Origin of the sequence: Archangium lansingense, from assembly GCF_026626635.1 — a bacterium.
Classification (GTDB): domain Bacteria; phylum Myxococcota; class Myxococcia; order Myxococcales; family Myxococcaceae; genus Archangium; species Archangium lansingense.
Map to the genome: position 1 here is coordinate 9,328,075 of NZ_JAPNKA010000001.1, position 21,909 is coordinate 9,349,983.

General features: G+C 68.6%; 18 protein-coding genes. 10 read left to right on the plus strand and 8 right to left on the minus strand.

Annotated elements, in window-relative coordinates:
* The 3 genes from OV287_RS36855 (at position 1) to OV287_RS36865 (ending at position 3,812) form a co-directional block, all read left to right on the plus strand.
* Positions 1-1,407: an MATE family efflux transporter gene (locus tag OV287_RS36855; protein WP_267538717.1), complete on the plus strand. Its 1,407-nt coding sequence runs from the start codon at positions 1-3 to the stop codon at positions 1,405-1,407.
* Between the two features lie 214 nt (positions 1,408-1,621).
* On the plus strand, positions 1,622-2,812 hold the full coding sequence (locus OV287_RS36860) for a hypothetical protein (RefSeq protein WP_267538718.1): 1,191 nt from the start codon (positions 1,622-1,624) through the stop codon (positions 2,810-2,812).
* 130 nt (positions 2,813-2,942) lie between these two features.
* Complete coding sequence (locus OV287_RS36865) at positions 2,943-3,812, plus strand: DMT family transporter (protein WP_267538719.1); 870 nt, start codon at positions 2,943-2,945, stop codon at positions 3,810-3,812.
* A gap of 39 nt (positions 3,813-3,851) precedes the next feature.
* Here OV287_RS36865 and OV287_RS36870 read toward each other — a convergent pair whose 3' ends face one another.
* Complete coding sequence (locus tag OV287_RS36870; RefSeq protein ID WP_267538720.1) at positions 3,852-4,118, minus strand: arsenate reductase family protein; 267 nt, start codon at positions 4,116-4,118, stop codon at positions 3,852-3,854.
* Between the two features lie 187 nt (positions 4,119-4,305).
* Here OV287_RS36870 and OV287_RS36875 point away from each other — a divergent pair, with 187 nt between their 5' ends.
* From OV287_RS36875 to OV287_RS36885, 3 genes are all read left to right on the plus strand, one after another.
* On the plus strand, positions 4,306-4,851 hold the full coding sequence (locus tag OV287_RS36875) for a hypothetical protein (protein ID WP_267538721.1): 546 nt from the start codon (positions 4,306-4,308) through the stop codon (positions 4,849-4,851).
* Positions 4,848-5,441, plus strand: coding sequence for a tRNA-uridine aminocarboxypropyltransferase (locus tag OV287_RS36880; protein ID WP_267538722.1), 594 nt, complete (start codon positions 4,848-4,850; stop codon positions 5,439-5,441). The genes OV287_RS36875 and OV287_RS36880 overlap by 4 nt, the downstream gene beginning before the upstream one ends.
* A gap of 94 nt (positions 5,442-5,535) precedes the next feature.
* Positions 5,536-6,075: a DUF2378 family protein gene (locus OV287_RS36885; RefSeq protein ID WP_267538723.1), complete on the plus strand. Its 540-nt coding sequence runs from the start codon at positions 5,536-5,538 to the stop codon at positions 6,073-6,075.
* Between the two features lie 102 nt (positions 6,076-6,177).
* Here the strand turns inward: OV287_RS36885 and OV287_RS36890 are convergent, their stop codons facing one another.
* Entirely contained in the window at positions 6,178-7,797 is a 1,620-nt protein-coding gene (locus OV287_RS36890; RefSeq protein ID WP_267538724.1) for a carbohydrate-binding module family 20 domain-containing protein, read from the minus strand.
* A 138-nt stretch (positions 7,798-7,935) separates the two neighbouring features.
* Positions 7,936-11,217, minus strand: a complete 3,282-nt coding sequence (locus OV287_RS36895; protein WP_267538725.1) for a WD40 repeat domain-containing serine/threonine protein kinase — start codon at positions 11,215-11,217, stop codon at positions 7,936-7,938.
* Between the two features lie 766 nt (positions 11,218-11,983).
* Between OV287_RS36895 and OV287_RS36900 the strand changes: the two genes are divergently transcribed.
* Both OV287_RS36900 and OV287_RS36905 read left to right on the plus strand, forming a co-directional pair.
* Positions 11,984-14,260 (plus strand): S41 family peptidase, encoded by a 2,277-nt coding sequence (locus tag OV287_RS36900; RefSeq protein ID WP_267538726.1) that lies wholly within the window; start codon positions 11,984-11,986, stop codon positions 14,258-14,260.
* An 89-nt stretch (positions 14,261-14,349) separates the two neighbouring features.
* The gene (locus OV287_RS36905) at positions 14,350-14,712 is read left to right on the plus strand and encodes a cupin domain-containing protein (protein WP_267538727.1); all 363 of its coding nucleotides are present in this window, start codon (positions 14,350-14,352) and stop codon (positions 14,710-14,712) included.
* A 17-nt stretch (positions 14,713-14,729) separates the two neighbouring features.
* Here OV287_RS36905 and OV287_RS36910 read toward each other — a convergent pair whose 3' ends face one another.
* The 3 genes from OV287_RS36910 to OV287_RS36920 all read right to left on the minus strand — a co-directional run bounded on the left by OV287_RS36910 (position 14,730) and on the right by OV287_RS36920 (position 18,629).
* Positions 14,730-16,148, minus strand: a complete 1,419-nt coding sequence (locus tag OV287_RS36910) for a protein-disulfide reductase DsbD family protein (protein ID WP_267538728.1) — start codon at positions 16,146-16,148, stop codon at positions 14,730-14,732.
* 143 nt (positions 16,149-16,291) lie between these two features.
* On the minus strand, positions 16,292-17,536 hold the full coding sequence (locus tag OV287_RS36915) for an MFS transporter (protein WP_267538729.1): 1,245 nt from the start codon (positions 17,534-17,536) through the stop codon (positions 16,292-16,294).
* 46 nt (positions 17,537-17,582) lie between these two features.
* Positions 17,583-18,629 carry a class I SAM-dependent methyltransferase gene (locus tag OV287_RS36920; RefSeq protein ID WP_267538730.1) on the minus strand — a complete coding sequence of 349 codons (1,047 nt, stop codon included), beginning with the start codon at positions 18,627-18,629 and terminating at the stop codon, positions 17,583-17,585.
* A 112-nt stretch (positions 18,630-18,741) separates the two neighbouring features.
* Between OV287_RS36920 and OV287_RS36925 the strand changes: the two genes are divergently transcribed.
* Positions 18,742-20,457, plus strand: coding sequence for a hypothetical protein (locus tag OV287_RS36925; protein WP_267538731.1), 1,716 nt, complete (start codon positions 18,742-18,744; stop codon positions 20,455-20,457).
* Positions 20,458-20,722: 265 nt separating this feature from the next.
* Here the strand turns inward: OV287_RS36925 and OV287_RS36930 are convergent, their stop codons facing one another.
* The gene (locus OV287_RS36930) at positions 20,723-21,172 is read right to left on the minus strand and encodes a MaoC family dehydratase (RefSeq protein WP_267538732.1); all 450 of its coding nucleotides are present in this window, start codon (positions 21,170-21,172) and stop codon (positions 20,723-20,725) included.
* 146 nt (positions 21,173-21,318) lie between these two features.
* Here OV287_RS36930 and OV287_RS36935 point away from each other — a divergent pair, with 146 nt between their 5' ends.
* On the plus strand, positions 21,319-21,579 hold the full coding sequence (locus OV287_RS36935; RefSeq protein ID WP_267538733.1) for a hypothetical protein: 261 nt from the start codon (positions 21,319-21,321) through the stop codon (positions 21,577-21,579).
* Positions 21,580-21,594: 15 nt separating this feature from the next.
* On the opposite strand, the gene OV287_RS36940 is transcribed toward OV287_RS36935, so the two are convergent.
* On the minus strand, positions 21,595-21,885 hold the full coding sequence (locus OV287_RS36940) for a hypothetical protein (RefSeq protein WP_267538734.1): 291 nt from the start codon (positions 21,883-21,885) through the stop codon (positions 21,595-21,597).
* Positions 21,886-21,909 lie beyond the last annotated feature (24 nt).

Sequence of the window (21,909 nt, forward strand, 5' to 3'; positions counted from 1 at the left end):
GTGACGAACGAAATAGCCGTGCCCCCTGGAACGACGTCGGAACAACCTGGTCTGGGGCTGTTACGGCTGACGTGGCCCATCTTCCTGGAGTTCTTGCTGTTCATGATGATGGGCACGGCGGACACGCTGATGCTCAGCGGCGTCTCCGACGATGCCGTCTCCGCGGTGGGCGTCGTCAATCAGTACATCTTCATCTGCATCCTGCTCATGGAGGTCATCAGCAACGGCGCCTCCATCGTCGTGGCCCAGTACATCGGCGCCCGGCGAGCGCAGGAGGCCGCCCGGATCTCCGCCCTCTCCATCACGTTGAACCTCCTGCTCGGCATCGTGGTCAGCGCGGGCCTGCTGCTGTTCGGCGACGCCATCCTGACGCACATGAACCTGCAGGGCCCGGTGCTGGCTCATGCACGGACGTACATGGGCATCGCGGGCGGATTCCTCTTCATCCAGGCGCTCATCAACGTCTTCTCCAGCCTGATCCGCACGTATGGCTTCACCAAGGAGTCCATGTACGTCTCGCTGGGCATGAACGTGGTCCACGTGCTCGGCAACTACCTGCTCATCTTCGGCCATGGCGGCCTGCCGGAGCTGGGCGTGGCCGGTGCGGCCATCTCCACCGTGATGAGCCGATCCGTCGCGCTCGTCGTCTTCATCTGGATGCTGTACCGCGTGATGAACGTCCGGATGGTGCCTCGGGATTACGTGACGTTCTCGCGGGACTACATCCGGAAGATCCTCAAGGTGGGCGTCCCTTCCGCCGTCGAGCAGGTCACCTACCACGCCTGCCAGACGGTGTTCCTGTACTACGCCACCTTCCTCGGCTCCGCGGCCCTGGCCTCCCGGCAGTACGCGATGGCCATCTCCCAGTATGTCTTCCTGTTCAGCCTCGCCATCGGCATCGGGACGTCCATCCTCATCGGGCGGCTGGTGGGGGCCAACCGCCGGGAGGACGCGTACCAGCAGGCCCTGCGGAGCTTGAAGTGGAGCGTGGCCATCACCGTCCTGGTGGACGTAGTTGCCATCCTGCTCCGCAAGCCCCTGGTCGGGCTGTTCACGGACAACGGCGACATCATCCGACTGACCTCCCAGGTCATCGTCCTGAGCCTCATCCTCGAGACCGGGCGGTCCTTCAACCTCGTCCTGGTCAATGCCCTGCGGGCCACCGGAGATGCCACCTTCACCGTCTACATGGGCTTCCTCTCGATGGCCTGCCTGAGCCTGTCCCTGGGCTACCTCTTCGTCTTCAAGCTGAACCTGGGGCTGGCCGGCGTCTGGCTCGCCGTGGCGGCGGATGAATGGACGCGAGGCATCGTCTTCTGGTTCCGGTGGCGGAGCAGGGCCTGGGAGAGGCAGTCGCTCGTCGGACCGGCGGTCGAGCAGCCCGCCATCGCCGTCGTCGCCGGTTGAGGCCCCCTGTCCTTTTGTGAGGGAACTTCGGCCGACCTGCCTAGAATGAGTCCCCGATGCGAACGCGCAGGCCCCTGGTCGTCATCGATGCTCTCGCCTCGCTGGCCACCTCCTTCAAGGACATCTTCCCCGGCAGCACCACGTCTTCGCTCTCGGCGGACGAGCTTGCCGCGCATGTGGAAGAGCTCGGCCCTCCGCCGCGCTCAAGCCCAAGGTGCTCCCGCTCGACGAGCGCCGCCTTGCCGCGCTCCTCTACTTCGATCAACCCACGCCCCAGGCCGGCCTCCTCATCGACCTGCGCCGCCCCGTCCGCGTCAGCGACAGCCACTTCGCCCGCACCTTCTGCCGCGTCTTCAATGACGACCTGACCCACGTCACCTCCGCCAGGTCCCTCGACGAGCACTGGGCCGCGCTCGAGCAGACCCGTCTGCGCCGCGCCGTCGCCCGCTACCTCAACTCCCGGCCCCATAAGATGTCCAACTGGGTCCGCGCCATGGAGGACTCCATGGCCCTCACCTACGAGGGCCGCAACGTCCGCCACTGCCTCATCATCGCGCGCAAGGCCAACCGGCTCGTCCAGAAGCTCCAGAACAAGTTCATCCCCCTCCCCGGCGGCCTCTCCATCGAGAACGCCCTCCTCCGGGAGAAGTGGATCCGCACCGTCGTCGACGGCCGCCGCGTCGCCCTGCTCGCCAGCATGCAGTCCGGCACCATCATCGGCTTCATCTCGCTCGCCGAGGTGGACCGCAACGACGCCGCCCTGCGTTACGCCCCCCACGAGACGCTCGTCCCCGTCCAGGCCGTCCTCGCCCATGCCGCCCATGACGTCGCGCTGGTGACCTCGCCCCAGAGCGACCTCTTCATCCTCAGCGGCAAGGGCTCCGTCTTCCAGAAGACCCACGGCCAATGGCGCGTCCTCGACTACGACGGCCTCCACGAGCGCATCTCCTCCCGCTTCCGCGAGGACGTCGTCATCGGCGTGCTCAGTGCCGCCATCGATCTGTCCTACGAGCGCACCGGCGCCCTCTTCTGTCTGCTCGACTCGCGCAACGAGCTCACCGACCTCATCCCCGACCACGGCCACCCCCTGGCCGCCAACAGCCACCTGCGCCGCAGCCTCCGCGGCCAGAACATCTCCGTCTGGGCCCAGCGCCAGGTCATCACCGCCGCCGCCGCCACCGATGGTGCCGTCGTGCTCGACCAGGACGGCAGCGTGCTCGACATCGCCTGCATGGTCTCCAGCCCCAAGGAGATCGCCCGCCTCGGCGTGCGCGAGCCCAGCATGCCTGGAGCCCGCACCCTCGCCGCCTGGCGCGCCAGCTTCCGCGGCGTGGCCATCAACGTCTCCGAGGACGGCCCCATCACCGTCTACGAGCGCGGCGCGGAGATCGGCCGCATCGGCTGAGCCGCTCCGCTCGCCCCCTGGGCATCCGGGCAGGAGGAAGTGTCCACGCGGCCCACGCGCCTACCAGGTGCCTCGGCTACTCTCCGCGCCCGCCCGGGGGCCCGCGCGCCCCCACCCGTCTGGAGACTTCGTGAAGTACTTCGTCATGGTCGCCCTGGGGACCACCCTCTGGGGATGCTGGCCTCTCGTCCTGCGGCCCGCGGGGCTCACCGGTCCGCAGAGCGCCCTGCTCATGATGGCCGTCATGGCCCTGCCCGCCCCCTTCGTCCTGCGCCGCGAGCCCTTCCGCGACCGCCGCGCCACCCTCGCGCTCGGTGTCCTCGGAGTCTGCGACGCCGCCAACGCCGCCCTCTACTTCGCCGCCGTCCAGCGCGGGCCCGTCACCGTCGCCGTCCTCACCCACTACCTGGCCCCCCTCCTCATCGCCCTCGCCGCCCCCTGGGTCCTCCGCGAGCGCCGCTCCGCCCGCGCTCTCCTCGGCGCCCCCCTTACCCTCGCAGGCCTCGCCCTCATCCTCGGCACGCCTCAGGGGGGATTCGCCGACCCGTGGACCGCGCTCCTCGGTGGCGCCAGCGCCCTCTTCTTCATGGCCAACGTCCTCGCCTCCAAGGAGGCCGCCCGCGCCTTCTCACCCCTGGCCATCAACTCCCTTCACGCCATCCCCTCCGACCTCCTCCTGCTGCTCCTCTTCGGACGCGACGCCCTCCCCCCCGCCCTCGACTCCAGCCTCCTCCAGGTGGCTGCCGGCACCGTCCTGTGCGGCATCGTCGCCAACAGCCTGTTCTATTCCGGACTCCGCCACGTCCCCACCGCCACCGCTGGCGCCCTCACCTACCTGGAGCCCCTCACCGCCGCGCTCCTTGGAGTGCTCGTCTTCGGCGAGGCCCTCGGGCCCCTGGGTCTCTTGGGTGGACTGGTTGTCCTCCTCTCCGGCGCCTGGGTCGCCGCCGAGCCCCGTGCCCCCGCTCAGCCCGCTCCGGCTCCCACGGGTACGATGTGACCCATGGGGGCCGGGGACTCGCAGTGAGGGGTACTTCTTCTACTTCTTCAGGTGCTTCTCCAGGGCTGCCCGGACCTCCGCGGTGAAGCCTCCTAGCAGTTGACTCCCCGTGTCGATCAGCGGCCTACGCACGTGGTTGGGGTTCGCCGCCAGGTGCTTGACCAGCTCCTCCTCCCCTAGCGAGCCCAGCTCCCCCTTCCTCTTGGGGGCTATCAGCTCCCGGACTCCTCCCATCCTCGCCGCCAGCGCCCGGACCTCGGCCTCGCTCAGCGGCTTCTTCACCAGCTCCCGGACTTCCGCCTGCACGTCCTTTTGCGCGAGAAACTCCCGCGCTGACTTACAACCCGTTCAACCGTTCTTGATATAGAGCGTGATGGACATGCCTCCCGTGTAGCAGTCCCCTCGCACACCCTCAAATACCCGCTTGCGCTTCAGGCCAGGGGAGTGGTCCTCTTTGGTTGGCCCCGTCCGTGCCCGCGGGAGCAGTCCCCTCATGGAACCCTCTGTCGATAGCCGCGAGTACCGCGTCGTCTTCTTCTGCCCGACCTCGAGCGCTCAGCTCGAGCACATCGAGGCACCCGTGCGCCGCGTCCTCACGCGCATCTCCGCTCCTCCCGCCGAGCTCGCCCCCCTCGAGGCCGCCGGCACACTCGGAGAGGCCGGTTGGCGCGTCTACCTGGTGCGCTCCATGACCGAGCGCTCCGCCGCGCACGCCCTCGCCTCGCACGTCACCGAGGCCGCCTCGGCCATCGCCGCCGAGCTGGATACCGAGGTGCTCGGCCTCTATGTGGACGTGGGCAACGACTCGGCCCGCATCTGCCGCTGCCTGCCCGACGAGAGCCCCGAGACCTTCGCCGACCGCCGCCGCAACGTGCTCGACCGCACCGCCGAGTGGCTCGACGTCAACCCGGCCAGCCTCTCGGCCCTCTTCCAGCTCGGCCTGGACACGGACGAGGAGATGGACGCCGAGGACCGCTTCGTCGAGAGCAAGCTGCGCGAGGCGCGCGAGCTGATGCAGCGCTATCGTCAGGGCAAATGAGGTCTCGCACCCCGGCGGATCTCGCCGGACGCTGTCCCGGCTGCTACCTGCCCACCGCCCTGTGTCTGTGTGCCGAGGTGCCTCGGCTGGAGACGCGCACCCGCTTCCTCGTCATCCGCCACAACAAGGAAGCGAACAAGTCCACCAACACGGCGCGGCTGGCGGGGCTCGCCCTCACCAACTGCCGCATCCTCACCTATGGAGCCCCGGGCCAGCAGCCCTTCGACGTCTCGGTGCTCGCCGCTCCGAGCACCTGGCTGCTCTTCCCGGATGCCCAGCCGCCCCCGCCCGGCACGCCTCCGCCCGAGCACCTGGTGGTGCTGGATGGCAACTGGGCCCAGGCCCGGCGCATGTACCAGCGCCTCCCCGAGCTGCGCCGTCTGCCGGGGCTCGCCTTGCCTCCTCCCCCACCGGACGCCCGGCGCCTGCGCCGCTCGCCCCACCCGTATGGCATGTCCACCGTGGAGGCCATCGCCGGAGCCATCTCCGTCCTCGAAGGCGAGGAGATGGCCCGCCCCCTCTACGCGCTCCACGAGCTGATGATCGACCGGGTGCTCACCGCCCGCGGCCGCCTCTCCGACGACGACTGAGCGACGCCGCGGTGCGCCATGCGCGGAGCGGTCTCGTCATGAGAAGACGTGGGGAGTCACCGGGCACACGCGCGGTGATAGGTTGGACGCCGCGATGCAGAAGCTCATCTTCGACTACACGGTCCAGAGCAATCTCCGAGTGCTGGGGCAACCGCTTGCGCCCGAGCACCGCTCCGGGCTGACGGCGCTGGGAGTCGACCCGAGCAAGCCGCTGCTGCCCGCGTACCCGGTGGAGACGTACACCGCGCTCATCGACTTCATCACCGGCCAGCTCTGGCCGGGCCTGTCCCAGGACGAGGCGGGCTTCGAGCTGGGCCGAGCCTTCATGCGCTCCTACCGGGAGACGATGATGGGCAAGGCGGTGTTCTCGATAACGAAGGTGCTCGGGCCGCACCGCACCCTGGAGCGAATGAGCCGCAACTTCCGCAGCGCGAACAACTACACCGAGACGCGCCTGCGCAAGGTGGGGCCGAGCACCTACGAGCTGTGGTTCAACTACGCCCTGCGCACCGGGTACTTCCGGGGTCTGCTCAGCGAGGCCCTGGAGAAGGCTGGCGCCCAGGGACTCTCGGTGACGCTCGCCGCCAGCACCGCCACCGGCGAGGCCACGTTCCGCATCTCCTGGACGGAGTAGGCCCGGAGGCCCACCGCAAGGAGACCCTCCGGGCCCGAAGGCGAGCAACTGGTCCGATGGTCGGACCAGTTGGTGAAGCGCGCGACCGGAGGGCCGGCCAGCTCAGAAGCGGAAGTTGCCGCCGTTGAGCGTGGTGGAGCTCTCGCAGGCCGCCGTGGTGGCCTCGCGGTTGCCGCTGGTGGTGGCCGCGTTGCTCTCCCACGCCGCCGTTGCCGTGTTGGCGTTGTACTTGACGAACTTGTACTGGATGGCCGTGGCGGGGGGGAGCTGCACCGTGCCGCTCCAGGGGACGTTGGCGCCCGAGCCCTGGATGGTCAGCTTGAAGCCACTGGCCGGCGTCCAGGTGCCGAGCTGCGTCTGGTTGCCCACCACGTAGAGGTCCTGCCCGAGAGTGGTGTTGGCGTTGGCGATGGTGAAGGTCACCGGCACCGTGGTGCACGTGCCCCCGCCACCACCCGTGGAGCCCTTCGTCCACACCGCGTAGCCCGTCCCGGACGTGGCCAGCGTCCACTCGGTGCCCGGGTTCCATTCCGTGGCGCCGATCTTCATCGCCGTGTTGCCGTTGATGATGGCCGCGTACAGGCCGTTCTCGGCGCGCTGGATGGCCACCGTGGACGTCGAGGTGAGGCCCTGCGCCTTGCGCACGTCCATCAGCGCCTTGAGCTGCGTCCGGAGGCCCCAGTCGTAGATGTGCGAGTAGTACACCGAGGGGATGCCCGGGTGCGTCAGCACGTAGGCATAGCCCTGCAGCACCTTGTCACAAGGCACCGGCCAGTGGTTCTGCCCGTTGCCACAGGACTCGCTCGGGCCGGTGTCGTGGTTGTCCACGAACGTCACCATCTTCTGCGCCCACCAGCCGATGCCACCGGCCGGCTTGCCCGTGGAGTCCTTGAGCCGCCCGTACTCGTTGTAGGCCAGCGCCTGGTTGAGCAGGCCCTTGGTGGTGAAGTCGAACGCGCCGCACGTCCCCTGCGTGCCGTCCACCCAGTTCATCAGCAGCTGCCGATGCGCATCCACGTTGCTGTAGTTGAGATCGGTCCAGATCTCCCCCACGCAGAAGTCCGGCGCCATGGCGTCGTGGTAGACCTTGGCGTAGCTGGCACCGTAGCCCTTGGAATAGTCATAGCGGATGCCGCTGAAGCCCACGCCCTTGAGCCGGTTGTTCAGCCAGTTCTTGATGTCGCCCTGGACGGTGGTGTTGCTGTGATCGATGTCGCGGGCGGCGCTGTAGCCATCTCCGGAGTCGGCGGCGCCCGTGGAGCAGTTGCACTCGTCACCGGCGGCGACGGCGTAGGTGCCCCAGGCGGGGTTGGTGAAGTCATACCAACCGGCCGTTCCCACGCGGTGGTTGATGACCACGTCCGCCACCGACTTGATGCCAGCGTTGGAGAAGGCGGTGATCGCGTTCTTCAGGTCGGTCTCGCTGCCGTAGCGAGAGTCGAGGACGTTGAGCTGGCGCGGCAGATAGCCCTGCGTGGAGCCTGCGTCAGTGGGCGGCGGGAGCCAGACGTGGGTGAAGCCCATGGCCCCCAGGTCGCTCGCCTTGCCTTGCAGGACGTTGTACCAGTTGGGATTGGCGTAGTTGGCCGAGTTCCAGTGGAAGCCCTGAACCATGATGGCCGAGCTGGCCTGGGCCTGCTGAGTGGCGGCGGTGGCCTGCCCTGCCGGTGCCAGCGAGGCCAGCACCAGCGCGGCGCACGACAACAGCTTGTTGCGGTTCATCTCGTGTCTCGTCTTCGGGGGGCGGAGCGAGGGCGAGGTGTCCCCATTACGACCTTCGCCACGCGCCACTTGATTGGCGCGCGCAGCGTGAAGTCAAGGGATAGCCGGGATTCCCGGGCCTTTTTTCAGTGCCCGAGACTACGGTTCGGAGCCCTTCACCGTCGCCATCCAGGTGCGCAGCGATTGCTGCGCCCAGGGCAGTTCGTCTGGCCACGACCGCACGGCGCCGTCCTCGCCGATGGAGATGAGTGACCGGCCATCCGGAAGGAACTCCACGCCCGTGACGGCGCCGGTGTGCCCCTGGAGCACCCGGTGCTTGTTCTTCTCCACGTCCCAGAGCCGCACGGTCCCGTCGTAGCTCACCGAGGCCAGCCGCGTGCCGTCGGGCGAGAAGGCAAGATCGAGGGCATCGGCGGCATGGCCCCGGAGTACGTGCTGGAACGCTCCGGTCTTCCCGTCCCACAGCCGCAGGCGGGGATCACTCTTGCTCCTGCTGACCAGCCACCTGCCGTCCGGCGAGAAGAGGACCTCCTGGACTCCCGCCCCGCTCGAATCCAGACGCTGGTCCTTGTCTTTCTCCAGAAAACTCCAGATGCGAAGGGTGTGATCCATCCCTCCAGAGACCAGTCGGCGGCCGTCCGGTGAGAAGGCCAGGGCGCTGACGTCGTCGTCGTGGCTGCCCAGGCTCCGACCCTCTCCCGAGGCCACGTCCCACAGCATCACCGTCTTGTCCTGCCCCCCCGAGGCCAGCCGTCGAGCATCCGGCGAGAAGGCGAGTTGCAGCACCTTCTGCTCATGGCGGCCGCCGACTACCCGCCCCTCACCGGAGGCCATCGACCACAGCCGCACTTCGCCGCCCTTGTCCGCCGAGGCCAGCCACTGCCCATCGCCAGAAACAGCGAGCGCGGTGACGACCTGGGCATGGCCCTCGAGGTGGCGCACCACACGCCCGGTGGTGCCATCTCGGAGTTGGAGCCGGTGGTCACTGCCCGCGGACACGAACCACTTGCCATCCTGCGAGGACACGGGCGGGACCTGGGCACCTCCGCTCTCTTCCAACAGAACCGCCCCGGCGACGGAGTCCACCATGCGCAACGTCCCGCTCTTGTCCAGGGTGAGCAACCGCTGGCCATCGAACGAGCGACTCAGAGACAGGAGGGGAGCCGGAGTCTTCGCGAGGAGGCGGTGACTCGCCATGTCCACGTCGAACAGACGCAGGGTGCCATCGGTGCTACCGGTGGCGAGGTGTCGGCCATCCGGAGAGAACTGCGTGGTGTAGATCACCTCCGGAGCCGTGTGCAGGCTGCGGGACTCACCGGTCGAGACATTCCACAGGTGCGCAACGGTCCCGCTGCCGTGGGCGACGAGATACCGGCCATCCGGAGAGAACTTGAGGCCCTGGAGCATCTTCGCCTCCGGGACATCCACCGCCCTGGACCGACCAGAGGCGACGTCCAGGAGCCATACCTTCCCGTCCAGGTTCGCGACCGCCAGACTGCCGCCATCCGGCGAGAAGGCGAGCGCCGAGACCTTGCCAACGTTTCCACCGAGACTCCTGCTCCTGCCGCTCCGCGTCTCGAAGGCGTGCAGGGTGCCATCACTCCCCGCCACGACGACCAGCTCGCCGCTCGGGGAGAACGCCATCCCCTTCACTTGCGCCCCCTCCACCAAGGGCCGGAACGTGCCACGCGACAGGTCTCCAAGCACCGCTCGATGGGAGGAGAAGGTGCAGACGAGCACGTATCCACCATCAGGTGAGGCCACCAGTGCCTCGGCGCCTCCAAACCCCGTGCGCAGGATTCGGGGTTCACCGCCGTCCCGGTCCCAGACGAAGAGCTGGTCGTCCACACGGCTGTTGGCGAGGAGGTAGCGGCCATCCGCGGAGGTGATGAGCCCCGACACGGGCCCGGCGAGCGTGGTGAAGACCTGGCCCTCGCCGGTCTCCAGGTCCCAGCGGCGAAGCGTCCCGTCCTTGCTGCTGGAGACGAAGCTCCGCTCGTCGGGGAAGAGCACGAGCTTCCAGGCCTCATCGGTGTGACCGGCGAGGACCTGGCTGGTGCCCTGCTCCAGGCTCCATAGACGCAGGGAATGGTCGTCGCTGCTGCTCACGAGGCGCCGGCCATCGGGCGAGAAGAGCAGCGCGTTGACGAGCTCCTTGTGGCCACTCAGCACGGTGGCGAAACCGTGGGCGCGGGCGTCCGCCGCGAGCATGCGCACCTCCGGCCAGCGAGTGAACCCAGGAGACAGGCGCCGCAGCCAGCGGATGGTGCCGATTGGATCCGTCTCCACGGCGTTGCTGGCCTGCACCAGCATGAGCTCGTCGGCCTTCGCCATCGCTTGTTGCCGAGCCCCTTCCGCCTCGCTGCGCGCCAGTTCGGCCTCGGCCTGCTTGCTCTCGGCCCGGTCACGCGCATCCAGGACGCGGCAGAGGCTCACCCAGCCCACCGCTGCCAGCAGCGCCACCGCCACGCCCAGCACCGCCACAACGGCCCGGTAGCGCCGGACGAAGCGGCGCAGCAGCTCCATCCGCGAGTACTCGTACGCCCCGACGATCTGCCCCGTCTGGAAGCGCCGCAGGTCCTCCACCAGCTCGCGCGCGCAGGCGTAGCGATCGGCGGGCTCGCGTGCCATGGCCTTGGTCACGATGGCCAACAGGTCCACCGGGATGCACTTCTGGCGCTGGGAGAGCGGCGGCGGCGGGCCCTGCACCACCCGCTGCAACACCTGCCCCGAGGAGCCCCCGTCATACGGCTGCACCCCCGCCAGCAGGTGGTAGAGGATGGCACCCAGCGCGTAGACGTCGGCGCGCTCGTCCACGGGATGGCCCGCGGCCTGCTCCGGCGGCATGTACGCCGGCGTCCCCATCACCGTGCCTACCCGGGTATGGACCCCGTCCTCAGAATCCGAAGAATCCGAGGCCGTGCCGCTGGCCTCCACGGACTCGGAGCCCTGATCGCGTGAGAGATCCTTGGCCAGGCCCCAGTCGATGACGACCGTCTCGCCATAGTTCCCCACCAGCACGTTGGCCGGCTTGAGGTCGCGGTGGATGATGCGCTCGGAGTGCGCGTAGGCCATGGCCTCGGCCACCGCCAGCACGTGCGGAAGCAGCGCCAGCCGCTCCTCGAGCGTTTTTCGCTCGGCGATGACGTCCGCCAGCGAGCGACCCGCCACCAGCTTCATGGAGTAGAAGGGCTCACCTCCCGGCCAGCGCCCCGCCTCGTACACCGGAACAATGGAGGGGTGCTGCAGACGCGCGGTGACGAGCGCCTCGGCCACGAAGCGAGACTCGGCCTCGCGAGCCGGTAGGAGCATCTCCTTGATGGCCACGGGCCGGTCCAGCCGCAGGTCCCTCGCGCGGAGGATGCGGCCGATGCCACCGTGGGCCAGCTCGCCGGAGATGGCGTAGTGGGATGGGTCCACCTGCGGCAACGTCACCTCTGAGGTAGCCTCGGACACACTCGGACCGGAAGCATTCGAGGCTGCGTGCAGAGTGGTGGCGGAGCCGATACCCGACGCGTCCGGTAAGCCAGGGGCCGACGGGCTGGGATGCACGAAGGTCGCCGCGCTCCCGGATACGGATACGTCTGGCCCGTCCGAGGGACCGAGTCCCTCTTGCCGAATGGCCTGGCTCATGGAGATGCCTTCCCGGGCTGCAACCGTGCAAGCCCCCTGTAACCCCCAAGTCTATTCGCCGGGTATCTCCCGCGCTTGGGTATGGGCTCGGCTGCGTCACCGTCCCGTGACAGGTTTTGGACCGGCTCTCACACTGGACCCTAAAAAGACCGCGGCCCGCTCCCCGATGCCCCCCGGCATCAAGAAGCGGGCCACGTAGAATCCCGCGTGCCCCCCCGGACCTCGCGGGAATCCAGAGGCGCCTCCCCCCTTTGTACTGATAGGCGCCTCTTGGGGTGTATCCGGCTCCGCAGTGCAAGCCCCCTCGCTCGACGGAACCGCCCCTGTTTCTGAAAGCACCTTCTCATGGCCGGCCCTCCGGCGCTGTGAGTTCGCTCACTCCATTGCAGTGAACTGGTTCACACCCCCCTCCCTGGTCCACACTCCCGGTGCGGGCAACCAGGGGCTCTCAGCGGGGCTCTCGCCCCAGGAACTGCACTCCCCACTTCGAGGGAACGAGGGTGGTGCGATACCGTTGGGTCCCCCGGACGCTCTTCTTCCCCCAGGAAGGTACATGCTGCGCACCGTTCTCACGTGTCTCGCTCTGGCCCTCGGCCTCGCCGCATCCACCGCGTCGGCGGCAGAGCCCACCCCCAAAGCCTTCCCCTCCCGGGAAGAGCGCTTGGAGAGTCTGGCCCGTCTGTGGGGCCAGGTGCGCTACCGCCACCCCGCGCTCGCCTACAAGAACCTCGACTGGGACGCCGCGCTCGTGGCCGCCATTCCCAAGGTGGAGGCCGCGAAGGATCGTGCGGCCTACGCCGCCGCCGTCCAGGACATGCTGGACGAGCTGAGGGATCCCGCCACGCGCATCCTCCGCCCCGACGAGCAGCAGGAGGGCTCGCAGAAGGGACCCGCGGTCGCGGTCCGTGAGCTGCGCACCTGGGAGTCCAAGGACGTGCTCGTGCTGGACCTGCGCGCCGTGAAGGATGCCGCGGCCATGGGCACCCTGCGTGCCAGGCCCGAAGAGCTGCGCCCAGACATCTCCAAGGCCAAGGCCATCATCGTGGACCTGCGCGCCCGCGGGCTGGAGCCCAACGTCGCCTGGTCCATGTCCACGGCGCTCGGCAGGCTCCTGCCGTACCTCCTCAGCGAGGAGCTCCAGGTCCCCGGTGAGCGGAGGGTGTACCACTCGGGCTTCCGTCCCCAGTCGCTCGGTGGGACGAGCGGCGGCTACGGCACCTCGTTCCTCACCACGGCGGGCGAGGAGCTCTCCCCCAAGGGCGATGGCAAGGCGCGCCCGGTCATCTTCCTGCTGGATGACAAGTCATACCTGGATCCCCGCGCCCTCGCGATGAAGGCCCAGGGACTGGCGCAGCTCGTCACCGAGGGACGGCTGGACGACGGCGCGGTGGTGGACCAGACGCAGGTGGAGCTCGGCGCCGGGCTGACGGCCTCGGTGCGGCTCAGCGAGCTGGGCATTCCCATGCGCGCGGACGCCGTGCTGCCCAAGCGCGCGCGCTCGGACAAGGACGAGACGCTGCAGAAGGCGCTCGAGCTGGCGAAGAAGCCGGCGAAGAAGGGCAAGGCGGCGCGCGAGACCGAGCTGCCCCCCGCCCGGTGGCAGGCTGACCGCAAGTACGAGGACATGCTCTACCCGAACCGCGAGCACCGCCTGCTGGCGCTCTTCCGGCTCTGGAACGTCATCCACCTCTTCTATCCGTACAAGCACCTGCTCAGCCGGGACTGGGACAGCGCGCTGACCACGTTCCTGCCGAAGTTCGAGAAGGCGAAGGACGCGGCGGAGTACGCGCTCGCGGTGGCGGAGCTGAGCACGCTCGTGCAGGACGGACACACCAACCTGCGCGGCCACCCGGAGCTGGAGAAGCGAGGCATCACCGGGGTGAGCGCGCCCTTCGAGGCGATGGAGCTCGACGGCTCGGCGGTGGTGATGAGCGTGCGGAACGCGGAGGCCGCTCCGGGCCTGGCGCGAGGCATGGTCATCGAGACGATCGACGGCAAGCCGCTGGCGGAGCGGATGAAGGGACTGGAGCCCTATGTCACGGCCTCACACCCGGTGCACCTGCGGCACCGGCTGCTGGCCAAGGCGCTCGCGGGGCCCGAGGGCTCCCAGGGGACGCTGGGGGTGCGTGACGCCGGTGGGAAGATCAAGCAGGTGCGCTTCACCCGGAGCATCCAGTCGCTGCAGAAGCCCAAGCAGGGCGAGCCGTACCGCGTGCTGGCGGGCAACATCGGCTACGTGGACCTGACGCTCCTGCAGACGGCCGAGGTGGCGGCCATGTTCGAGAAGCTGAAGGGCACGAAGGCCATCGTCTTCGACATGCGCGGCTACCCGAACGGGACGGCCTGGTCCATCGCGCCGTACCTCAACACGCGCAAGGCGCGCCAGGCGGCGGTGTTCGAGCGCAACGTCGTCTCCGGCGACGAGACGGTCGGCCGGTACAAGTTCATCCAGGAGCTGCCCAAGGCTGATGTGCCCCTGTATCGCGGCCGGACGGTGATGCTCATCGACGAGCGCGCCATCAGCCAGTCCGAGCACTCGGGCCTGTTCTTCGAGGCCGCCAACGGCACCACGTTCATCGGCAGCCCCAGCGCGGGCGCCAACGGCGACATCACGGACCTGGTGCTGCCCGGCGGCATCTCGATGATCTTCACCGGCCACGACGTGCGGCACGTGGACGGGCGCCAGTTGCAGCGGGTGGGTCTGCGGCCCCAGCTCTATGTGAGGCCGACGCTCGCGGGCATCCAGTCCGGCAGGGACGAGGTGCTGGACAAGGCGCTCGAGTACCTGAGCGGCGGGAGCACCGCGGTGGCCGGCGACTCGATTCGCTAGGAGCATCCCTCTCTCCACGGGACTTCCCCCGGAGAGGGCCGGGCGCTGGTAGCTTGCCGGCGCACCATCCCCCTACCCTGGAGAGAGACATGCCGACCCTCATTCCCGCCCCCACGCGCATCGAGGCCGCGGGCAACAAGCCCAAGCTCATCGACGAGTACGTGGGGCGGGTGAACTCGAGGCAGGCCGACGTCAGCGTCGCCCACATGCGCAGCCCCGGCGGGTGGCTGGAGCCCGGTCAGACGCCCGAGTTCCGCGAGATCACCGTCGTCCTCAGGGGCTCGCTGCGGGTGGAGTACAAGGGCGGCCAGTTGGACGTGCGCGCGGGCCAGGCCGTCATCACCGAGCCCGGCGAGTGGGTCCGCTACAGCACCCCCGAGGCCGATGGCGCCGAGTACATGGCCATCTGCCTCCCCGCCTTCTCGCCCGACACCGTCCACCGCGACGCGTAGCGCCGCGGGCCCGGCCGCTAGTTGACCTTCTTCATCTCCACGACGAAAGAGCGCGGCTCGAGGAAGCCCGTCACCCTCGGGGCGCGCAGCATCTCGCCGTTGGACGAGATGAAGGCCACCGTGGGCAGCCCCTCCACCCCGAAGCGCTCCATCAGCGTGTCCAGCGCGTCATCGCTGTTCGTCGCGTCCACCTTCACGTTGATGAAGCGCCCCGACTCGCTGATCACCTCGAGCGCCGGGTAGGTCTCGCGATCCAGCTCCTTGCAGGCCGCGCACCACTCCGCGAAGAAGTCGATCATCACCGGCCGGCCCTCGCTCTTCGCACGAGCCAGCACCTGCTCGAAGGACTCGGTCGAGAAGCCGTTGCCCTTGGCCGGCAGCACCGCGTGCCACTCGAAGGTGGGCGCCTTGAGCGGCTCCATCATCCCGAGCGACACCCACAGGGCCCCCGCCGACTTCGCATCCATGGCGCCACCGCGCAGCACCAGGGCCACCACCACCAGCGCCACACCGACGCCCTTGAGGGCGAAGTCCCGCGCCCCCTCCTTGAAGGACAGGTGAATGGCGCCCACCAGCACGCCCAGCACCGCCAGCACCGAGGCGATGACCGTGCCCGGCGTCCGACCCAGCTGCTCGGCCAGGCCCTTCACCACCCCGCCCACCGCGGGGAAGCCGTCCCGGATGTACGAGATGGCGAGCGCCACCAGCACGATGCCCAGCACGCTCTTCACCCACTCCATCCACACCCCGCTCTTGGGCAGGCGCACGGTGAAGACGCCGATGAGGAAGAAGGGCACGCCAATGCCGAGCGCGTAGATGAAGAGCAGCGTCGCCCCGAGCGCCGTGCTCTGCGACTTGGCCACGAAGGCCAGCAGGCCCGTCAGCACCGGCCCGGTGCAGGGGGCCGCGAGGAAGCCGGACACGCTGCCCATGAGGAAGGCGCCCGTGACACCCGAGCCGCCCACCGAGTTGAGCCGCTGCTGCAGCCCACTGGGCAACGCCAGCTCGAAGGCGCCGAACATGGACGTGGCCAGCAGCAGGAGGAACAGCGCCAGGCCCGTCACCACCACCGGACTGCCCAGCATCGAGCCGAAGGCCTGTCCCGTCTTCGCCGCCAGCACGCCCAGCCCGCTGAACACCACCCCCATCCCGACGATGTAGGAGCTGGTCAGCACGAGCGCCTTGCCCCGGCCCTCGGTCTTGCGCGCTCCGAAGACGGACACGGTGATGGGGATGAGCGGATAGACGCAGGGAGTCATCGCCGTGAGCAAGCCACCGGCGAACACCGCGGCCGCACCGAGCGCGAAGCTGCCAGCCTCGAGGAAGCGCGCCGCGTCCAGCCCCGAGCTCGGGCCCGTGGGGAGGAGCCAGGGCACGACAGCCACGGCCAGTCCGAATACCGCCGCAATGACTCCCACCTTCTTCTTCGCGTCCATGTCGCTCCTGTCGCCTCGCGAGCCCCCCCTATATACGCGCGAGGGGGTGGTGGTTACACCTGAGGTTGCTCTCCTCGGGCGCGCGCCAGCACCTCTTCGCCCCTCCCCTTGGCAAACGGGCGGCTTCCCAGGGAATCCCTGTCCTACACGGTGGGGGCGGTGGACAGGGGCGCTGACGCCCTGCGCCTCAAGGGCAGGAGGAGCCCCACGAAGGCCACCGAGAGCACCGCGCCGAGCAGGAACACCTCCGCGTAGCTCCAGCCCAGCTTGGAGTACAGGAAGCCGGCGAGGGGCCCACTCGGCGCCTTGCCAAACACCTCCACGCTCGCCAGCAGCGTGTAGTGCGTGGCCCCGATGCGCCGATCCACCCGCGACATCATGAACGCGAACACGGTGGTGGTGAGCACTCCCCCGAAGAAGTGCTCCGCGATGGTGGCGGTGATGACGCCCGCCTCCGTGGGCCCATGAAGCGCCAGCCACCACTCCCACCCGAGCGGGAACACACGCAGGCACGAGGCGAGCGCGAGCGCCCCCAGCAGCGGCATCCGGGTGGCGAGCACTCCTCCCGCGGCGGAGCCGAGCAGGGACGCCACGGTCCCCCACGTCCCCACCCATTGGCCAATCTGCGAGGCCGAGAAGTGCGCGTCGATGAGGAAGAGCTTGAAGAGCACATCCACCATCGTCTCGCCCAGCTTGTAGGTGCCGATGAAGAACAGCATCCAGCCCGTGCCGGGCAGGAGCAGCGCGGCGCGGAATTGCTCTCGCAGCTCGGCCCAGGAGAGCCGCTTGCCATTCGTGCCCTCCTCCACGCGCCGAGGCTCCCGGGTCAGGAGCACCACCCCGAGCACCAGCAGCGACAGCGCCCCCATCGCCAGGAAGAGGCCCTGCCAGTGGATGAGCTCGATCATCCACACGAGCAGCCCTCCCGCGGTGAGCATTCCGAACTTGTAGCCCATCACCTGCGCTGAGTTGCCTCCACCCAGCTCGTGCGGCTCCAGCAAGTCCACCGCGAAGCCGTCCACCGCGATGTCCTGCGTGGCCGCGAAGAGGTTCATCAGGAAGACGAGGCCGAGCAGCAACGGCAAATGGCCCTGGATGGGGACGAAGGCCGCCACCGCACAGGTGAGCACCAGGCCCACCTGCATGGGGATAATCCACGACTTGCGCCGGCCCAGGCGCTCCGAGCCGTAGCGGTCCACCACCGGAGCCCACAGCGCTTTGAGCAACCACGGGAGCGCCAGCACCTCGAGGACGGAGATGGTCATCACATCCACGCCACTCGCGCGCAGATAGATGGGCAACGCCTTGGCCTGAAAGCCGTAGGGCAGCCCCTGCGCGAAGTACAGCGCGCCGAGCAGCCCCAGCTTCCGGTATGAGATCCTCTTCACCCCCCGAACCTAGCGGAGAACCGCCCCGCGCGCTCGCCTGCCTGCCCTACTCCTCCTTCCGCAGCACCAGGAGCTTCGACAGGAACCAGCGCTCCTGCTTCACCGTCCGCAGCCCGTGCCGCGCGAAAAGCTCCGGCAGGTCCAGCCGCGTGTAGTCCCGGAAGTAGGGCTCGTTGAAATAGGCCTCGAAGTGCTCGAAGGGGCCCAACTCCTCCGCAGAACCGTCCCCCTCCTGGATGGAATCCAGGAAGAGCAGCGTCCCTCCCGGCTCGAGTACTCGCGCCATCTCCGCGGTGACACGCTCGATGGCCGGCAGCGGCAGCTCGTGGAACAGCCAGATGCAGGTCACCAGGTCGAAGCAGTCCGTCCACTCCGGCAGCAGCTGCTCGGCGTTCATCTGCAGGAGCGTGGCCTTGCGGCGCAACAGCCGGGCCGCCTCCAGATAGGACGGGGAGAGATCAATCCCCGTGTAGCGATGCCGCCGGTTCTGCAGCCAGGCCTGACCCAGCCACGTCGCCGGTCCGCAGGCCACGTCGAGGATGTCCAGGTGACCCCCCTCGGGAATCTGGTCGATGACCCCCTGGCGCATGAGCCGATTGGCACCCATGAAGAGGATGCGGAGCTGCCACTCGTACGTCAGCGCCGCACGCAGGGACAGGCCCCCGTTGGCCTGGTTGTGGAAGTCGGTGAGGTAGTAGTCCGGATAGGGGAAGGGATCGCCCGGCTCCACTTGCAGGCCCAGCACCCCATTGCGCTGCTTGGAGCGCACGCGCCCGATGTCAGAGAGCATGGTCGCGAGGAACACCGGCAGCATGAGGAGGTCCTCCCGCTCGGCGCGGGCCAGGGCCTCGCGCTTGTCGGGATCCGACAGCACTCGCCCGTGCAGGTCCATGGCGCCCGTGAAGCTCTTCTTGAAGAAGGCGAGGTCCACATCATCGACGGGCAGCGCGCTGGCCCAGGCGGACATCAATCCGCTCGCGTGGAGCCCAACCCGTCCGGCCGTGCGCAGACGGGGCAACACCTCCGAGAGCGACGCGCTGAGCTGCCCGAGCTGCGCCAACGATCGGGAGAGCGTGGCGAGGGAGTTCGTCATTCTCCATGGTTAGCACTCGGGACTGACACTTCCGGTACGGCTGCTGCCATCGCGTAGACTGGGTAGGAGGAGGAGCACAGGTGTCCAAAAACGTGAAGCCGGAGAGCCGCTCATGAGGTTGCTCATCCTGCCGCCGCACCGGGACCTGACGCTCGCACCGGACGTGCCCGAGGGCTGGCAGGTGGTGGACGTGGCGCGCGACTTCTTCCGCCGCGTCCTCTCACCGGAGGCCATCGCGCGGGAAGCCGGAGCGCGGGAAGGAGGCCCCGCCACGGCACAGAAGATGCGGGAGCTGCTCCTGCTTCGGGCCGCACAGTCCCTCCAGGAGCGCAGCGGTGGGGAAGGACTCGCGAGGCTGAGAGCCCGGGGCGCAGTGCTGACCGCCCTGTCCAGCTCGCAGTCCGGAGTCCGGCTCGAGCTCGATGGACTGGAGCTCGAAGACGGCACCACGGAGCGAAGCGCGGACGTCTTGCGCGTCGTGGGACGCCCCGCGCCCTATACCGACGAGCTGGCCTTCGCCTCCGAGCGCATCGCCCAAGCAGCGCAGGTGCGCCTGTGGCTGGAAGGCGCCTCACAACTGCCTGCGGCGGTGTGGCTCGCACGGGCATGCCCGGCGACGGTGGCCCTGGAGCTCGCCGGTCCCTTCGCGACGGCGCACCGCAAGGTGCTGGGCCGAATGACCGTGTTCCACCGGGCCACGTTCCCCGAGGACGTCGTGCCCCTCCGCTGGCGAGTGGTGCCGCTGGAGGCCGAGCCCGGACCGGAGTCCCTCGTCTGGATTCCCGCCTGGATGGGCCTGGAGGTGCACTCGCCCCCGAAGCCACCCGAGGAGTACGCAGGCTTCGACTGGATGTCGATGGAGCGTGAAGGCCCCTACCCGCGCGGTGCACCTGGACGCGCCTCGGGACAGATCCTCGGGGATGCCTTCGCGGCGGACGTGCGGGCGTTCACGGGCGGCGCCCCCTGGGCGGGCCATGTCAGGTTCTCGTCGCTGTACCAACAGGAAGCGCTCGTGGAGAGCGGCTGCCGGGTGGCGATCGTGGGGTTCTGCTCCATCGGATACGAGCGACTGGTGGACCTGGATGGATATGGGCATCGCTTGAGCGAGCTGCGCACCTGCCTCCGCAGCCTGAGCAAAGCGGGCGTGCGAGTCGTCGCGGAGTGGTGGGTGGGAGCGCCTCGCATGGATGAGGAAGTGCTGGAGCTGACGCTCCGGAGACTCGAGGCAGAGCCGCTCTTCGATTGGGTGGCGGGCGTTCACCCGTTCCAGGCAGGAGCGGGACGCACGCCAAAAGACTACAGGGGCTGGTCTTTGGAGTGGGGCGATCCACCCGCGGACTTCGATCTCGCACGGACCCGGCGCTTCGAGGCACCAGGCACGGTGTCACGCACGCGGCTCCCCGAGGTGCTCGAGACCCTCAGCAGCCAGCTCCAGCGGCAGGTGCCGTTGAGCCCAGGGCGCGTCGCTGGCGCTTACCTCCATCATCCGCCACCGAGGGAGCCCATGCCCGCGCCGCCTCCCCAGGTGGAGGCCTCCGAAGACGCGCCGCCGCCGGAGCCTCCACGCCCCTCGCGCGTCCGGATGGATCCGGACTGCGCGGTGGTACGGCTCCCCGCCTCACTCGAGGGCGCACCCGAAGCAGCCTGGTACGTGGCCAACCTGCGCACCGGCAGAAGGCTCGCGGTGGAGGCGTGGCTGGCGCCCGTGCTGGACGCCCTGCGCGACTTCACACCGGCAGAGGAGGCCTTCGCCGGGGTGGAGGAGTTGCGGCGCGCCTCGCTGGTGGACTCGCTCGTAAGCGAGTCCGTCCTGGTGCCCAGGTTCTAGTGGAGTGTCTACGAAGTTCGTGGACCTGGTCGTGTTGCGCATGCTCCCTCTCCCTCTGGGAGAGGGCGGGGGGTGAGGGTCGTCACCCTCGTGTTTCCTCGCCCCAACTCGCATCTGGCATGCAACGGCCTGCTCGCCGCCCTGTGACTTGAACTCCCATGTGGTCCACGGTCCAAAGGGGAAGACCCTCACCCTAGCCCTCTCCCAAAGGGAGAGGGGACATCCACGGGTTCGGACTATGTCCAAAGACTTCGTGGAAACTCCACTAGGCCGGCGCGGGGCGGCGGCGGAAGAGCACGGCGGCACTCTCCGTCATCACCACCTCGCCCTGCTGGTTGCGAACCTCCATGCGGGTCCGGATGGTGCCGCGATCCGGCTTGCTGCGCGAGGGCGTGACCTCGAGCACCTCGATGCGAGGTGAGAGCGTGTCCCCGGGCCGCACCGGGCGCAGCCAGCGCAGCTCGTCCACGCCCGGCGAGCCCATACTGGCGGAGTCCTCCAGCACCGAGCGCACCAGCATCCGGTGGCAGATGGCGGCCGTCTGCCAGCCGCTCGCGATGATGCTGCCGTAGATGGAGCGGCGGCCAGCCTCCTCATCCAGGTGGAAAGGCTGGGGATCGTACTGCCGGGCGAACGCGAGGATTTCCTCGCGCGTCACCTCGTACGACCCGAGCTCGAGCACCTGGCCCACCTGGAAGTCCTCGAAGTAGCGCATGTATGTCTCCAGAGATGTCCCGCGCCGGAGCATGCACCGATTCGCGCGCCGAGATCCGGCGGATTCCGGAGGCGGCGAATCTCCGGCAGACTCCTCCCGCCCTCCGCGTGTAGACGCGGCGAGGACAAGGAGTCATCGCAATGAGAATGAACTGGAGCCTCCGCGCGAGCTGCGCAGCCGCCCTCCTGCTGCTCGCCCTGGGGGGCTGTAGCCACGGCTCGAAGAAGGCCCGCAAGGAGAGCACCCTCTGCCCCGAGTCCAGGGGCCTCTGGTGCTTGACGCCCCAGGAGTGCTCGTTCGATAGGGACCGCGGCTGCGAGGTGTGCAGTTGCTCGAAGCCCGGGGCCTCGGAGGAGGGGTCGGGACTGCCCAGTGGACTGCCTCCGGACCGGAGAAATGATCCGTAGTGACTTCCTCCCCGCTCAGCGCGCGCCGAACGTCTTCACCATCTTGTTGTAGACGCCCATGATGAGCAGGGGCCCCACCCACATGCCCACGAAGCGGCTGGCGCGGGTGCGGTTCATCAGCTCCGCGCCCAGGGCGAAGGCCATCGAGCACAGACTGGCGAAGAGGAAGACATCCGAAGAAATCTTCGCCGCCTGCTGCTCCAGCAGCCGGGTAAACGAGCCCTCGGTGTGCTCGGCCCGCATGACTGTCGCGGCCCGGTAGTCCTTCAGCGACCTCTCACTCGCCGGATTGATGTCCTGCTGCATACCCGCCTCCTGTCCTCGAATGGG